This is a genomic window from Calidifontibacillus oryziterrae (assembly GCF_000331575.1).
In the GTDB taxonomy this organism is placed as follows: Bacteria; Bacillota; Bacilli; order Bacillales; family Bacillaceae_J; genus Calidifontibacillus_A; species Calidifontibacillus_A oryziterrae.
This window is the reverse complement of the sequence record NZ_ANOK01000003.1, coordinates 440,208-456,390: the sequence shown is the minus strand read 5'-3', so window position 1 is coordinate 456,390 and position 16,183 is coordinate 440,208. Positions and strand designations below refer to the sequence as shown.

17 protein-coding genes and 1 tRNA gene are annotated in these 16,183 nt (G+C 35.4%); 3 read left to right on the top strand and 15 right to left on the bottom strand.

Going from position 1 to position 16,183, the window contains the following annotated elements:
• Positions 1-8 precede the first annotated feature (8 nt).
• From D612_RS0102315 to D612_RS0102285, 7 genes are all read right to left on the bottom strand, one after another.
• Positions 9-626, bottom strand: a complete 618-nt coding sequence (locus tag D612_RS0102315) for a DUF47 domain-containing protein (RefSeq protein WP_017753867.1) — start codon at positions 624-626, stop codon at positions 9-11.
• Between the two features lie 255 nt (positions 627-881).
• Positions 882-3,527: a pyruvate, phosphate dikinase gene (ppdK, locus tag D612_RS0102310; protein WP_017753866.1), complete on the bottom strand. Its 2,646-nt coding sequence runs from the start codon at positions 3,525-3,527 to the stop codon at positions 882-884.
• 2 nt (positions 3,528-3,529) lie between these two features.
• Positions 3,530-4,345 (bottom strand): pyruvate, water dikinase regulatory protein, encoded by an 816-nt coding sequence (locus D612_RS0102305; RefSeq protein ID WP_017753865.1) that lies wholly within the window; start codon positions 4,343-4,345, stop codon positions 3,530-3,532.
• Positions 4,346-4,553: 208 nt separating this feature from the next.
• Positions 4,554-5,033: a hypothetical protein gene (locus tag D612_RS0102300; RefSeq protein WP_017753864.1), complete on the bottom strand. Its 480-nt coding sequence runs from the start codon at positions 5,031-5,033 to the stop codon at positions 4,554-4,556.
• Positions 5,034-5,048: 15 nt separating this feature from the next.
• Positions 5,049-5,942, bottom strand: coding sequence for a hypothetical protein (locus D612_RS19670; RefSeq protein WP_017753863.1), 894 nt, complete (start codon positions 5,940-5,942; stop codon positions 5,049-5,051).
• A 120-nt stretch (positions 5,943-6,062) separates the two neighbouring features.
• Positions 6,063-6,872, bottom strand: coding sequence for a site-specific DNA-methyltransferase (locus tag D612_RS0102290; protein WP_026092359.1), 810 nt, complete (start codon positions 6,870-6,872; stop codon positions 6,063-6,065).
• Positions 6,872-8,509: an N-6 DNA methylase gene (locus D612_RS0102285; protein ID WP_017753861.1), complete on the bottom strand. Its 1,638-nt coding sequence runs from the start codon at positions 8,507-8,509 to the stop codon at positions 6,872-6,874. Before D612_RS0102285 ends, D612_RS0102290 begins: the two co-directional genes overlap by 1 nt.
• Positions 8,510-9,165: 656 nt before the next feature.
• On the opposite strand from D612_RS0102285, the gene D612_RS0102280 reads away from it, so the two are divergent.
• Positions 9,166-10,470 carry an ABC1 kinase family protein gene (locus D612_RS0102280; RefSeq protein WP_017753860.1) on the top strand — a complete coding sequence of 435 codons (1,305 nt, stop codon included), beginning with the start codon at positions 9,166-9,168 and terminating at the stop codon, positions 10,468-10,470.
• Positions 10,471-10,661: 191 nt separating this feature from the next.
• On the opposite strand, the gene D612_RS19335 is transcribed toward D612_RS0102280, so the two are convergent.
• Both D612_RS19335 and D612_RS19665 read right to left on the bottom strand, forming a co-directional pair.
• Positions 10,662-10,758 (bottom strand) — tRNA-Sec (locus D612_RS19335).
• Between the two features lie 332 nt (positions 10,759-11,090).
• Complete coding sequence (locus tag D612_RS19665) at positions 11,091-11,243, bottom strand: hypothetical protein (protein ID WP_017753859.1); 153 nt, start codon at positions 11,241-11,243, stop codon at positions 11,091-11,093.
• Between the two features lie 180 nt (positions 11,244-11,423).
• Between D612_RS19665 and D612_RS0102270 the strand changes: the two genes are divergently transcribed.
• Together D612_RS0102270 and D612_RS19660 are read left to right on the top strand one after the other, a co-directional pair.
• Positions 11,424-11,849 (top strand): DUF2621 domain-containing protein, encoded by a 426-nt coding sequence (locus D612_RS0102270; RefSeq protein ID WP_017753858.1) that lies wholly within the window; start codon positions 11,424-11,426, stop codon positions 11,847-11,849.
• Positions 11,850-11,898: 49 nt separating this feature from the next.
• Complete coding sequence (locus tag D612_RS19660) at positions 11,899-12,042, top strand: hypothetical protein (protein ID WP_017753857.1); 144 nt, start codon at positions 11,899-11,901, stop codon at positions 12,040-12,042.
• 94 nt (positions 12,043-12,136) lie between these two features.
• On the opposite strand, the gene D612_RS0102260 is transcribed toward D612_RS19660, so the two are convergent.
• The 6 genes from D612_RS0102260 to sirA form a co-directional block, all read right to left on the bottom strand.
• Positions 12,137-12,628: a CcdC family protein gene (locus D612_RS0102260; protein WP_017753856.1), complete on the bottom strand. Its 492-nt coding sequence runs from the start codon at positions 12,626-12,628 to the stop codon at positions 12,137-12,139.
• 167 nt (positions 12,629-12,795) lie between these two features.
• Positions 12,796-13,158: a response regulator gene (locus D612_RS0102255; RefSeq protein ID WP_017753855.1), complete on the bottom strand. Its 363-nt coding sequence runs from the start codon at positions 13,156-13,158 to the stop codon at positions 12,796-12,798.
• Between the two features lie 97 nt (positions 13,159-13,255).
• On the bottom strand, positions 13,256-13,963 hold the full coding sequence (locus tag D612_RS0102250; protein WP_017753854.1) for a cytochrome c biogenesis CcdA family protein: 708 nt from the start codon (positions 13,961-13,963) through the stop codon (positions 13,256-13,258).
• Between the two features lie 184 nt (positions 13,964-14,147).
• Positions 14,148-15,218, bottom strand: coding sequence for a tRNA 2-selenouridine(34) synthase MnmH (mnmH, locus tag D612_RS0102245; RefSeq protein ID WP_017753853.1), 1,071 nt, complete (start codon positions 15,216-15,218; stop codon positions 14,148-14,150).
• 138 nt (positions 15,219-15,356) lie between these two features.
• A complete protein-coding gene (locus tag D612_RS0102240; protein WP_017753852.1) occupies positions 15,357-15,569 on the bottom strand; it encodes a YneF family protein in 213 nt (70 codons plus the stop codon).
• A gap of 88 nt (positions 15,570-15,657) precedes the next feature.
• Positions 15,658-16,101, bottom strand: a complete 444-nt coding sequence (sirA, locus tag D612_RS0102235) for a sporulation inhibitor of replication protein SirA (protein ID WP_017753851.1) — start codon at positions 16,099-16,101, stop codon at positions 15,658-15,660.
• Between the last annotated feature and the right edge of the window lie 82 nt (positions 16,102-16,183).

Genomic DNA, 16,183 nt, shown 5'->3' with positions numbered 1-16,183 from the left:
TAGGCTCCTTATGCGTTTTTCATAATAATACTCTCTAATGTATTGGCAACTTCCTGACAATCATCAGCGATAATCTCCAGTCCTTCATAAATTTCCTTATACTGAATAATGCGGATCGGATCTTTCTCTACTGCAAAGAGATTTTTGATCGATTGCCGTAATATGCCGTCACATTTTGATTCATAGTCCTTGATCTTAATAGCATGATCACGTATGTCGAGGAGCTTTTTCGTTGACAAAAGCTCAACTGCCTTTTCAATTTCAATAGCACAGCCACGAATTGCTTCAACGAATTTAATCATATATTCATCAGCTTGTGTCATCGAATACATTTCAAATAAGGCTGCGCAATGTTCAAAACCATCTAAAACATCATCTAAACTCATTGATAGTTGCAGGATATCTTCACGCTCAATTGGGGTGATAAAGGCTTTATTAAGTTCGACAATTACTTCATGAATGTACTCGTCACCTGCGTTTTCATATTTCTTAATCGTATCAAAGAAAATTTTCAAATCACTGATATTTTTTATCTTATAGTCAGCAAAAAAATCTGCACTTTCTTTAAGATTTGTGGATATTTTCATTAATAATGTCATGAATTTATCTGTCTTTTTAAAAACCATTCTCACTTTACCCCCTATTAAATTCAAAAAATACATCTAACTTTTTAATTGTATACGAAATATGTCGATTAAGGAAAGATTTTAGTTGAAAATTTACAAAATCTTAACATTGACAGCCTTTATTAATTAATATAATTAGAGTTATAATGAAAAATTATGAAAAATGATAACCTGGTTTTAATTATAACCCAGCATTTAAGCCAAAAAAGAAAGCCATACTACTGTTATAGTAGCATAGCTTATATATTTCTAATTTCATACTTGTTCCTTGAGAATAGTTGCTTGTGCAGCAGCAAGCCTTGCTAATGGAACACGATATGGTGAGCAGCTTACATAATCTAAACCAGCGTTATAGCAAAACTTGATTGATTGCTTTTCTCCACCATGTTCACCGCATATACCCGTTTTCAAATTTGGTTTAGTTTGCCGTCCTAAATTGACCCCTGTCTCAACAAGCTTCCCGACACCTTCTCTATCAAGAACAGCAAATGGGTTATCCGGAAGTACTTTCTTCTCAATGTACGTTTGAAGGAACTTCCCTTCCGCATCATCGCGACTAAAGCCAAACGTCGTTTGTGTTAAGTCATTTGTTCCAAATGAAAAGAAATCAGCCTCCTTGGCAATTTCGTCTGCTGTAAGCGCAGCCCGTGGAATCTCAATCATTGTTCCAATTAAATAATTAAAGTTGATTCCTGTAATCTCCTGAACTTGGAGACTAGCATTAATGACTAGCTCGCGCATTTCTTTTAATTCATTTACATGGCCTACAAGTGGGATCATAATTTCTGGATTGACATCAATTCCTTTTTTATCTAGCTTCGCAATGGCAAAGAATATTGCTTTTGCCTGCATTTCATAAATTTCTGGATAAATTATACCTAAACGACAGCCTCGAAGCCCAAGCATTGGGTTAAACTCCTCAAGCTGACGTACTTTTTTGAGAAGTTTTTCTTTCTCAAGTAATTGCCGTGAAGTAGGATCTGTGATTTGAAGCTTTGTAACTTCGACTAAAAGCTCATCCTTGTTAGGTAAAAACTCATGTAAAGGCGGGTCCAATAATCGAATCGTAACCGGTAAACCTTGCATCGCTTCAAAAATTCCTTCGAAGTCACTTTGTTGCATAGGTAACAGCTGTGCCAACGCTTCACTTCGTTCCGCATCGTTTTCTGCAAGAATCATCCTTTGAACGATCGGAATTCGCTTGCTATCCATAAACATATGCTCTGTCCGACACAGTCCAATTCCACCTGCCCCAAATTCAAATGCTTTTTGTGCATCTATAGGGTTATCTGCATTCGCGCGAACGCCAAGTTTTCTTTCCTCATCAGCCCATTTTAGCAGCAATTGAAATTCATCTGAAAGCTGCGGGTCCACCATCGGTATTTCACCATACATGATTTCACCCGTACTTCCATCAATTGTAATCGTATCACCTTGATTTATTACAGTTTCACCAATACTAAATTGCAATGCATTTAAATCTATCTTTACCTCTTCACAACCACAAATACATGGCTTTCCCATTCCCCTTGCAACGACCGCAGCATGGCTGGTCATACCACCTCGACTTGTTACTACACCTTGGGATGCAACTATTCCATGAATATCATCCGGTGTTGTTTCAGGACGAACGAGGATAACCTTTTTACCTTCATTTCCTAGTGCTTCAGCTTCATCTGCATCAAACACAACTTGGCCAGTAGCCGCTCCAGGTGATGCAGGTAATCCCTTTGTAAGCTGTTTTCGTTCGATTGTATCATCAATACGTCGATGCAAAAGCTGATTCAATTGGTCAGGGTCAATTCGAAGTATAGCTGTTTTTTTATCGATAAGTCCTTCTTCTACCATGTCAACAGCAATCCGGATTGCTGCTTGTGCTGTTCGTTTGCCAGTTCTTGTTTGTAGTATAAATAGCTTACCTCGTTCAACTGTAAACTCAATATCCTGCATGTCGAGGTAATGGTGTTCAAGACGCTGACACGTTTCTGAAAATTGTTTGTATATTTCAGGCATTTCCCTTTGTAATGTATGGATAGGCAAAGGGGTCCTTATTCCGGCAACAACATCCTCTCCCTGTGCGTTGATTAAATATTCGCCATAAAGCAGTGGCTCCCCAGTCGATGGATTACGAGTAAACGCAACTCCCGTACCGGAATCGTCGCCCATATTCCCAAATACCATCGTTTGAATGTTAACAGCCGTACCGAGGTGCTGCGGTATTTTATGCAAGCGGCGATAAACAATCGCCCGTTGATTATTCCATGAATCAAACACGGAATTAATAGAGAGAAATAGCTGTTCTTTTGGATCTTGTGGAAATTCCTTTTTCGTTCTCTTTCTCACGATATTTTTGTAACCTTGAATAACCTCTTGCCAATCCTCAGCTGTTAGTTCTGGATCTGAATTATATCCCTTTTGTTCTCTATATTCTTCTAATAACTGTTCAAAAAAGAAAATGTCCACTTCTAGCACGACATCAGCAAACATTTGAATAAAGCGGCGATAAGAGTCATAAGCAAAACGGGGATTATTCGTTAATCTAGCCATTCCCTCAACTGTCTGATCGTTCATTCCAAGATTTAGAATCGTATCCATCATTCCAGGCATTGAGAAAACAGCCCCTGAACGAACAGACACGAGTAATGGATTATTCGGATCCCCAAGGCGTTTTCCTGTTTTTTCTTCAAGTGCCGTCAATGCTTGTAATATTTGATCGTGAACTTCAGGTGAAATTGCCTTTTCCGCTTCATAATACGCATTACATGCTTCTGTAGAAATCGTAAAGCCATAAGGAACGGGTAATCCAATTTTGGTCATTTCAGCTAAATTTGCACCTTTACCACCTAGAAGGTCTTTCATACCGCTATTTCCTTCATTAAAGAGATATACAAATTTCTTCATTGTTAAGAACTCCTCTCTCTTTTTAATACTTCTAAAATATAATCGGCTGTTTCTTCGACAGCCTTATCGGAAACATTAATGATTGGACAACCAATCCGTTTCATAATCTTTTCCGCAAATTCTAATTCCTCTAGAATTCGCTCAAAGCTTGCATAGTTCGCATTGGATGTTAAACCAAGATTCTTTAAACGCTGCTTACGGATTAAGTTTAGTTTATCTGGCGTTATAATAAGTCCAACACATTTATTTCTAGGTATTTCAAATAACTCTTTAGGTGGTGGTACCTCAGGGACTAGCGGTACGTTAGCCACTTTATAGCGTTTATGAGCTAAATACATCGATAGCGGTGTTTTTGATGTTCGAGAAACTCCAACTAAGACAATATCCGCCCGAAGAATCCCCCGTGGATCACGACCATCATCATATTTTACTGCAAATTCAACAGCTGCTATTCTTTGAAAATAGTCATCATCTAACTGCCGCATTAGCTTTGGTTGATGGTTCGGACTCTTATTATATTTAAACACAAAGGCATCCATTAGTGGATGTAACAAATCAACCGCAATTAATCCCGCTTCCTTTGCTCGTTTATCAAGATGCTCTTTTAATGATGGAATTACAATCGTATACGCAATAATTGAACGACTATTACGGGCTAATTCTACTATTCTCTCAATATCTTCAAAATCTTCGACATGCGCATGGCGTTTGATCTCAACATATCCACCATTAAATTGTGTTGCAACTGCTTTTACAACTAATTCAGCTGTTTCTCCGATTGAATCCGATACTACATAAACAATTTCTTTTTCAATCAAATCGCCACACTCCTATTCATTTGTGCTTCTATTGATTGAATCTTTCACGACTGAATTGATGAGATTCCTACGTAAAGAGTTCAATAAATTATGTAACACATTGAACAACAAAACAGAAATATTGTAACACTATTTAAATAATAGTATATTATATTTCCGTTTGTTTTGATATTATAATTATAAAATTTTAATGACAGAAAAAAACTCCTTACAATTTGGGTAAAAGCGTCGAATAGTCGATCGATTTTCTTTGAATATCCCATTTTGCGATTTTCATCATCCGTTCATTTTTGTGACCGTATTGAAGAATATCATGGCGGCGATATTGCTTAACGATCGCTTCCAGTGCACCAATCCCTGTTGAAGAAACTAAAAACGATTCAACCGGATTAATCAGCTTCGTATACCCCCACAACTGCCCTAAGTCCTTTAAGGTTAAGTTTTCATCTTTAACTTCCACAAAAGCAAGCTGCGGCTCTCTGTTTTTTGCCGTTAAAAAGCCGACAATGTCGACCTTTATTTTTAAACCGACTGCCTCAGGAATAAGAATTCCCTTGTCGCGAAGTACATCATCTAAATACCGCCTTGATGTGATGAACGTTGATTCGATTTCATATTTTTTGTAGCGATCTTTTAAATATTGAGTAAACCATTTCATAATATCTGGGTATAAATCAATCTCTGACATATTGCTTCACCTTCTTTATGGTTGGTAACCCATGATTTTGGCAACTTCAATCCATGAATTAAAGTTTTGACCTCTTATTTCTGCAGGGATGGAGTGATCGTGTATCATCGGATGAACCGGTTTAGCCTTTTTCGATCTTTCTGGCTTCTCCCAATAAAACTTATGATGTGATTGTTCAATTTTCGTTCGCTTGCCGGCCCAGTTTTGGCGATTTGTGTTTGCTAATAGTTCTAGCGCCCGCTTTTTATGTTCAATATTAAAACCAACGGCTTCAAATACATCGGCATATATTTTAATTTGATGCTCTCTCGCCCAGGCATGTTCTTTTCCTTGCTTGTAATCCTTCAAGTTAGGATCGCGAAAATTCGGATGACCCCAGTTAATCGTTTGTACAGGTGTGTCAACATCTTTCAGCAAGTTACAAATATCAACGACAAGATACCAATTATCTGGTATTTCAATATATACCCGATGTCCTGCTGGATCACCAAACGCTAAATTGCTTTTTCTTGCATGCGCAGTAACATCAGCAAGACCTCTCAAAAACTCTAGTTTAATGTCGTGTGCCGCATTAAACACTTCGGTTGGAATTCGAAAATCCTTATAGTTGTTGTATGTTAACATTCTGTTAAGTTCTCTTGCTAAATAAGCCGAGTTATTTAGCTTAAATGAAAGCAACGTCACACTTTTACTATCGCTCGTAACATTAATTTTCGTATCGATAAGCGGATCGAGTCTTTGTTTAATATCTAATAAGGAAGCTTTTACGGAGAGAATTGCATCCATCCCTTCAACCTTCATCAGCTTGTGCGGAATTTCAATTCTGTACTCGGTTTCATCTACCCCTTGAATTTTGTAGCCTTTTCCAACAATCATTCCTAATAAATAAGCTAGCTCTGGATTATTCATAAACGTGCCTCCTCTAAGTAAAGTGGAAGTTCATTTTAATAAACTTTCTACTACCACCATTTTACCAAAAATAATGGGGAAAGTTGTCCCCTGTCCGGTTTTACCTTTCCCCTCTTTTCCTTATTTACTAAAAATTAATACATATTCATGGACCTTGTTAATTCGATATTTATAAGGATAACCGAGCGGTCTCATATTGTTGTATTCATGCTGGCGATCCCAAATCACAATATCCTCAAATTTAAAACCTAGTTCCTGCATTTTTGTAGCTAAATCTGAATGAAACGGATAAAACGTGCTCTTCTTACGAATATCCATAACAACGACTACACAGTAACCACCGGGCTTTATAACATCATAAACTTGTTCGAATACTGCTTTAAGCTCATTTAAAAATTGAGCGTAATCATCAATATTTCCTAAATCAACATCAGAATCACTATAATTGACGATATCTTTATGATCTGATGTTCTTTTCATATTTAAAATATCCCAATAAGGTGGAGACGTCACGACTAAATCAACCGTATTTGGTTCAATATGCTCCTTAAGCAAGCGACAATCTTTATTAAATAAGAGCGGTTCAATAAATTCCTGCCCTTCATCAAAAATGGAAAGCTGTAGCTCCTCGATTCGACTTTGGGCAATTGTAAAAAATTCCTCAGATAGCTCAAAACCGATCCCTTTTCGATTATTTAGAGTAGCTGATAAAACCGTGCTTCCCGTCCCCATAAATGGGTCTAAAACCGTCATATTTGATTTTGTGAAAATTTTTATAATACGCTCTGTTAATTGTTGAGGAAACATCGCTGGGTGCTTAAGCTTTTTTTCCTCTGCTGTCTTTTTTATATCACGCCAAATACTAAAAGAATGCTGTAACCATTCCTTCCCTGTTAATTCGTTTAAGCGTTTATCTTCTGCTACCACCATTACCACCTGCTTTTCTTTGATAAAAATAAATCAAGTCCTGTTTCAATTACTTGAATGTCTTTTTGTTGTAACCCATAAATGCTATAAAAGCATTGATCAAGCTCTTGCCTTGACTTGCTCAAACTTTCAATATCATGATTTTTGTCTGATAGTTCTCTTACAATCGTAATAATGCGGTCATACTGTTCTTTTTCACTTGTTACTATAACTGGTATAGCACCTAAATATTCTTTATCAGTATGCATGGTCATTTTTGAACAATTATAGCAAGCATAGATTAAATAATAGTTTGCCACTTTAGAATTTAAAAGACCAAGGAGATAATACCCTATAGTTACATCTTCAATCAAAACATTCGTAACTGTTTCATTCGTGAACAATCCACGCTGATCAAATGCGCATATTAATCCCGATTCTGAAGAAAAAATATTTTGGATGATTATTTTTTTATTTAAGATTCTTTCTATTTTTGGATTGGTCAACGAAATCATCTTATCTCGATTTATACATTTCTCTATTATTAACGTAAACTTTTGAATATTTTTCCCGCGAACATATGGGACGCAGGTTTGGCTGTGTTCATCCGCAAAATCGAATTGTAATTTTGAAGGAATCGATATACCTCGAAAAATTTCATCTTGGACTAGTTTTTTTAAAGGACTGCCGGTATTCGTTAATTGATCGATTAGTTCATAGTCCTCAACTCGTTCGAATACATAGAGCTTATTATTTTTGACAAACGCACTTTGCTTTACAAAAACCGAAGCTTTTGAGCAGTCACCACTTTTATTTTGTAAAATTTTAAACTCAATTTCATGAGCTTCAGAAGGTTTTTTCTTTTGAACAAAAAGAATGATCTGTTCTCCTCTAACATTTTTAAAGCTTGAACGTAAATCGGCAATATGTATAATGGTTGTTTCTTTCAGTAAATAATCACGTAGCTTTGAATAGGAGCCAACATGTAAAATGTTTTTCGGTAAAACAAACGCAAGGATCCCATTTGGCTTTAATATACTCAGGCCCTTGGCAATCATTAGCGTTGCTGCATTTACTTGACCGTTTAGCAGTTTGGAGTAATCTTGATCGCTTGAGTCATAATCCACATCTTTTTTCAAAGTTACATAAGGTGGATTACCGATGACAACATCAAAACCTCCCTTTTGGGAAATCTCCTGCAAATTCAAGGCTAAACTAGAAATTTTTTTATTGGAAACAATCGTATTTCCATGGATTAGGTTTGATTCATATATGTTCATTTTATGTAAAAAGATCAATGCCTTTAAGACTTCCAACGCTTCGTGATCGATATCAATTCCATATACTGACTCAATAGGTTCTCCTTGAAATAGCTTTTTTACGATTGGTAGTATAAATGAACCAGTACCACATGACGGATCAATAATTTTCATTGTATGATCAAGTGCTAAATATTTAATTATATAGTCAACAATATGGTCAGGTGTATAAAACTGACCTTTTTTCTTTTTTTGATCCTGTTCAGAGAGCTTTGTTTTCTCGAATTCAAATCCTATCTGATCAATCGGGATATTGTTTTCAAGACACTCTTTAATAAAAGCTTTAGTATTTTTACTAATCATTAGTTGATCGATGCTTTCAATTGAATATGTACTTGGCATTGCTGCATACACCTAACTTTCGTATTTCAACAGTAATCATCAACTTGGAAACAGTATCCGCTGGTGAAAATTTCACACTAACACTGCCATTTTAATCGAATTGACTTGGACATATGGTGCTGCAAAAGGTATGTTCATACTGTGACAGTCACCCTACCTTTTAATTGAACTTTGCGCCTTATCATAGCTGGAAAAAGTATGTTCATACTGCGACAGTCACCCTGCTAGTTAATCGAATCACCTTGCACGGATTATCGCTCCAAAACCTGTGTTCATCCTTCGGTAGCAACACTACCTTTATTCGGATAGACCTACACACAATATCACGCAAACAATTATGTTCATTATTCGACAGTAACCTTAATTGTAGCACATTCGTTCTAGTTTGTGGGACACGTCCATTTATTAATTTACAAGTATACGGTAATTTGACAATCTATCGATGTTCCTATCAAATGACTTCTTCACAATTATACTATAGCGAAATATAATCCGAGTAGAAAGGTACTTTTGATTGCCAATGATTATTGAATTAAGATATGATTAATAACAGTATAAACATGCTTGAATTTTGATTTTGTAAAATTATCCCAAAAAAATATCTGGATTTTCATTTACGTTTTAAATACGGAAAAGGGATTAGGAGGTTAACCGAAATGATACATAAAATACTGCGACGACTATTGATTATACGATTAGCACTCTCCCTTGTAGTAGATTATTGGAAGATTTGTAGAATTGATAGGCGACTTCAAGGTGAAGAACGGGAAGCAGCCGTGAACCAAATCTATACAAGTGCTGGAATACGGATGAGGAAAACTGCCTTTCGCCTTAAAGGGGTTATTGTGAAAATTGGGCAATTTTTAAGTATGCGCCAAGACATTTTACCGAAAGCTTTCACATTGGAGCTAGCTGGTCTTCAGGATGAATTGCCTACTGCTCCACTTCCAGCTATAAAGCGCTTGCTTGAAAATGAACTTAAAAATTTTAACACCCCTATTTTTAAGCATTTTGAAGAGGATGCTATTGCCGCTGCATCGCTTGCACAAGTACATAAAGCATTTCTTTTTGATGGTACCGAGGTTGCAGTCAAAGTTATTAGACCTGGAATAGAAAAGCTGGCACGGATTGATTTAGCAACAATAGGTCTTGTTACAAAGGTTATTCAGCGAATACCTTCCTTAAGCCGTAAAATGAATTTTATACAAATGCATCAGGAATTTACAGACACGATTTCAAGGGAGTTAGATTGCCTTCAAGAAATAAAGCAAATGAAGCGATTTGAAGAAATGTTTGCTAGCAATCAGCGCATCAAGATTCCTAAGGTTTACGAAAATTTTAGCACTCAGCGCGTTTTAGTAATGGAGCATGTAGAAGGTGCTCGCGTAACAGATTATGAAACACTTTCAAAATGGGGAATTGATCCTGCATCGATTGCAGAAACGTTACTTGATGCTTATTTTAGACAGATTCTTGTTTTTGGATATATTCATCTAGATCCTCATCCAGGGAATTTATTAATTCTTCCCGATAATCGTCTCTGCTTCTTGGATTTTGGCATGGTTGATGAGCTGACGGCAGAAGAAGTTAAAACGATACGTTGGCTTGTTCAAAGTATCATGCTTGGTAATTTGGATGGTATTCTATCTACATTTGAGGAATTGGGGTTCCTTCCTGCCGATGCAAATCGAAAAGACTTGCAGCCAACGCTTTCGCAAGTACTTGAACGATTACATAACAGCGGCTCACAGCAATCAAAACCTGAATTCAAACATGTCGTTGCTGGACTTCGACATTTTATAAAAAACAGCCCACTCCAACTCCAAGCAAAATATATGTTTCTCATACGATGTATCGGAATATTAATTACTGTTTTGTCAATATTAGCCCCCCGAACTGACTGGTTTGAAATCCTATACCGGATTGGTCCATCTGTGTTTAATACGCCGGTTCAGGCTTAAATTTAACGGCTAATTTTGTAAAAGGTAAGTCTAAGGACTTTAGAATATCAATAACTACACCACGTTCCTAGTCATAATAAAAGGTACATGATGAAGTGTACCTTTTGTTATGAAATCAAAATTTTTTGTATGTAAACTTACTTTTTATCCGCAAAATACTCGTTATTTAGCAAATTACTCATAAATCAGTTTGGCGGGACCGTGTGAGAATCGAACTCACCTGACCTGGCACGCAGGTCACAGACGGTTTTGAAGACCGCGGAGGACACCAGTACCCCATCCGACCCCAAGTTAGAAATTTGTATTCGATAGTAAACAATATTGATGTAATCATGAAAAAATCAACATGTTACAAAATCGATATTACATATTACGCATGGTCTTAATTATGATATATTTTACTATAACTTTCAAGTGGTTTATTATAAACAACTATTCCTGTTTCTGGTGTGATTTGTTGACTACAACAATATTGTTTTACAAATAGAGACAAGCCCTATAATCATTATAGGGCTTAAGTTAGTCTAGAGCTATAGTATCATTAAACAGTTGATGTTATATAGAGTAAGTATGTAGCTACAGCTTTACTGCGTTAAAGAACTCTTCTTCGTTTGAACTCATTAGCCATCACTCATTTTCCCTCGTGTTGGATGAATTGCTTTTTCCATTTCTTCAGCGGACATCACATTATCTGCAGCAGTCATCGCGTCACTAAATGGTTTTCCTTTTTGGCTACCACTCTTTGGATTGGTTCGTTTCTTGTGATTAGTCATGACATAGATCACTCCTTTCCTATCGTAAGGCACTTCGACTTTTTACAAGTGTTTCATTACATTTTTATAGGTTCTCTAGTTTCGGCTGAATTTATGCATCGTAACATTTTTATTGGACTATAATTGAATTATTGATAGAATTAGTATTGACTCATTTCTAGTATTAATTGAGGTGGAAAAATGTTTAGTAATTGGACACAATTGTTCATTTTGTTATGGACAATTTTTATGGTTGTTATGCTATTTATTGGTGGATATTTCATGTTTCGAAAGTTTTTAAAAAGGCTTCCGAAGGAAGATGGAAAATCGATTATGGATTGGGAAGAGCACTATTTAAATGAAACAAGACATCTTTGGGCAGATGAGGAAAAAGCCTTATTAGAAGAATTAGTGAAACCTGTTCCTGAGTTGTTTCGTGATGTTGCGAGACAAAAAATCGCAGCAAAAATCGGAGAAATTGCCTTAGCGGAAAATTCAAATAAAATAACAGAGAGCCTCATCATCAAAGGTTATATTGAAGCAACACCGAAACGAGATCATAAATTTTTACGAAAAACACTTGAGCGGAAAAATATCGATATTCAACCATATGAACATCTTTTTTAAAAAGACAAAACCACGTTATCTAGGACAAGTGGCGAGCGAATCAATATGTATGAAAGATTACAGTGATTTATTATCAGCAAATCGTAAAAAAGTCATTTTTGATGACGATAAAACCGATTTATTATCAGCAAATCGTAAAAAAGTCATTTTTCATGACGATAAAACCGATTTATTATCAGCAAATCGCTGGTAAGTCATTTTTCATGACGATAATCGAAAGTAAATTTGCATTCAACTGTAAATGAGGTACCCCGTCATAATGGGTACCTCATTTTTGCTTCTATTATTTACAATGAACTCGGATCAGTTTGAAGCTGTATATCTAATTTTTCTTTTAGACGCTTATAGGACACATACATAGCTATTCGCCATGGGAGTATCATACCAAATGCAAGGATAAAAAACATTCCACTTGTTTCTCCAAAAGAAATATACTGGCCTAAAACAGACTTCATTATTATTCTAACAAATAGCAGTCCAAATAAAATAATAATAAAGGCTTTTGATCGTTTTAAAAAAATTTCATTATTACGAATCTCAAAATTTGATGTTTTAATAAGCAGTATCGAAAAAATTGCTCCAACAGCAAACGCTTCAACGGCTTCTATCCATGTTACGCGAAACATTGGAAAAACAAACATAAAAGCTCCTGTACTCATAAAAACAGGTGGTAATATTATTTTTTTGACAGTTGCTGGTTTTTTAGCAACCTTCATCCGCACATAATTTGCAAAGATAGCCATTAATAAGGCTCCAATTGAGCTAGCTACTACGATCATGATGTATCACTCTTTCTATATAATAAGACACACCCCTAACAAAATAACGAAAACTAGTGCACTTACATATACTATCAGTATTTAATGACAAAAAGAGACTATATAAGGAAAACCACTTTAGATCTTCCAATTAGACCATGAAGTGGCTTTATTTTTGACTTATACCATTATTTTTCTAAAACGCGTGATATCGCTTCAAGAACACGACTTTCTTCAAATGGTTTTACAATAAAATCCTTCGCACCGGACTCAATCGCTTCAACAACAAGCTTTTGCTGACCCATTGCAGAACACATAATGATTTTCGCATTTGGATCATATGCTTTTATTTGCTTAACGGATTCAATTCCGGTCATTTCAGGCATTGTAATATCCATTGTTACTAACTCTGGCTGTAATTCCTTGTAAAGCTCTACTCCACGACGGCCATTTTCAGCCTCACCTACAACCTCATGCCCGCCTTTTTGCAAAATATTTGTAAGAGTCATTCTCATAAATTTTGCATCATCAACGATTAGTATTTTAGCCATGTAACTTAATCCCCCTTACAAAAATGCATTGCAACAAACATAAAACTTAATTCTAACAACTTATAATTATAGTATAAACAATAGGATAATTCTATATTTAAAAGCCAGTAAAGCCACCAAAAATGCGAATAAAATATGTTGTAATTTTTGTCATCCAATCGAAGAATAGAAAAATACCCATGACAATCATGACATAACCACCAATTTTTATAATTTTCACGCTATGCTTTTTAATCCACTGCATTTTGCCAAGGAAAAACGAAAGGATAAAAAATGGAATTGCAAAACCAAGTGTGTACGCTACCATATACAAAAGACCTGATCCAGGATTTGAAACACTAAGAGCAATCACTGCTGCCAAGATCGGACCCGTACATGGTGTCCAACCAGCTGCAAATCCCATGCCGATTACAATTGAACCAATAAATCCAGACGGCCTATTTTTAAAGTTTATTTTATGATCCTTCATTAAAAATTCAGGCTTTAAGAGACCCACAATCACAAATCCAAAGAAGACAATAAAGATTGCACCGATTTGTCTAATTAAGTCGTTATACTGTAAAAAGAACTTTCCAATAAACGATGTTGACATTCCTAACATTATGAAAATACTTGAAAAGCCTAGCAAAAAAAATAAGGTGTGCAACATTGCTCTGCGCTGCATCATTGCATTTTCTTCCTTCAAATCTGCAACCGAAACACCCGTAATATAAGATAAAAACGCTGGATATAGTGGTAAACAACAAGGCGAAATAAATGAAAGAAATCCAGCTCCAAATGCAAGGAATATATTTACATCAGCCATAATAACAACTCCTAGACGTTAGAAAATACATATTTCACTTAATTCTATCAAATGATACAAAAAAATAATAATAATTAAATTTAACAGTTTTGTGTCTTTTAAATGCAAGCTAACTTTTTAAAATACAAGCTAATTTCATTATATACCAATACCCCTATAAAAAGAACAAAAAAGACTTCTAACATTAAGTTGTTAGCAGCCTATTATTTTCAACAATATTATTAATTTGTTCTCTAACCTTACTGATACCATCTACGGTATGTTCAATTACTAGTTCATAGCTTGGAGTGTCATATTGATTTGAAGCATATGTGTAGCGGGGATCATAATATTCTTCTAGCAGTAACCTAACAAATGTTTCATAGTCTTTAGTAGCTAGACTTTCTTTAATTAACAAGTATACATCAGGTTTCATCCGTTTTTTTATTATTTCCAATGCCCGCTCAAATTCCTCATGATAGTTTTGGAATTGGTACGTTTCACAAATAGCCTTTATCCTACTTTCAATCGGGGCATGAAGATGAATCCTTGCTCCAGCTTCTTTACCTTCAACTATAAATTGCGGAAGTACAATTCTGCCGATTCTCTTACTTTCTGCTTCAACAATAAAATATCGTGAATTCTTCAATTCCCATAATCGCTTCCATAAATCACGCTCAAATTCTTTTTGTGATTTTGGTTTTAAACCAATACCGCCAAATGTTGAACCACGGTGGCCAGCTAAACCTTCCAAATCTAAAACTGGATACCCTTCCTTTTGTAAAGCTTGTAAAATGTCTGTTTTATGAGTTCCAGTATTCCCTTCAAGAACAATATAATCCCGTTTAATGGCCGCAAATGATTCTAATTCCGATTGTATCAGCTTACGAAAGCTGCGAATTCCTCCTTCAAGCTGAATTAGGGGTAGATTCATCATTGCCATAAATGTAACGATACTCCCGCTTCTCATACCGCCACGCCAGCAATAGACAATAATTTTTTTATGATGTTGTTGTTTTACACAGTCCTTATAAGCGGCATATAATTCAGAAAGCTTTGAAGCTAGAAATTTCACACCTAATTCCTTCGCCTCTTCCTGGCCCACTTGTTTATAGATTGTGCCGATCTGGGCTCGCTCATCATTTGAAAACAACGGAATATTAATCGCACCGTCAATATGAAACTCTTCATATTCTGCAGGTGAACGAACATCTATAAAAAAGGAATTTTCTTTTAAAGCTTCTGTAATAGAAATCGTTGGTATTGAAACAAGCATAACATGACATCCTTTGTAAAATGTATTTCATCATATACCTATTATATTCTTCAAGAAATTCACTATCAAGGAGGCAAAAGGACGGTTCTTTTGCTCCCAACGTCAATAATTGAAGCAATAGACCGTCCCCGTTAAAATTTATTTTTGAAGCTTGTTCATTTGTGACATCATTTGATTTATCTTCTTTTGAGAAGGTTTTTGACCCATTTGTGTCATCATAACCTTTAACATTTGCTCATTAATAGGTGGGTTCTTTTTTAAATAATTTTCCATATATTTTCTAGCAATAAAAAAGCCGATCGCAATCCCTGCGAGTAAAGCAACTAAACCAATCGTAATATTAAGCCACATAAAAACTCTTTCCTCCTAATAGTTGTCCTACTATAAAGTGTACTAGAACGGATCATATTATACAATATTTTTTACAACAAATGAATAATTAAACGTATCGTTTTTGCTTAATTGGATTTAACCAGCCAAAATGGTTATTTTCGAAATCCATCGCTAAAAAGCATGAATTATATTTCCGCAGCACCTCAAAAAAAGTAGTTTCAGCATCAAAAGTCCCATCAGCTTCTAATAGTATGTAGCGATTCTTTAATCCAAGTCTTGCTGTCGAATACACTTTATTTGTTTCGACTTTATATAAAAACTGAAGATTATGTTCATAGGAAATTTCTTTAAAATTTTTTTCAATAAATCGATTAATTTCAATAACTGATAACGGCTTTGTTATATAATTAATTTGTTTCTCTATTAAATTTAATTGTTCACGAGATTTTGCATGAAGTTTTTCTACAAAAAGGTTATATATTAGTCTTTCTTTTCCAAAATAATCGTAAGCAACATCTTCTCTCAGCAGATAGATTTGATAATTCCTCATAAAATTCCCCCTACTAACTTTTACTAGAAAATGCGGTGGAGCTTTAATAATAAAAGTATAGCTGAAATTTCAGGAAATGATT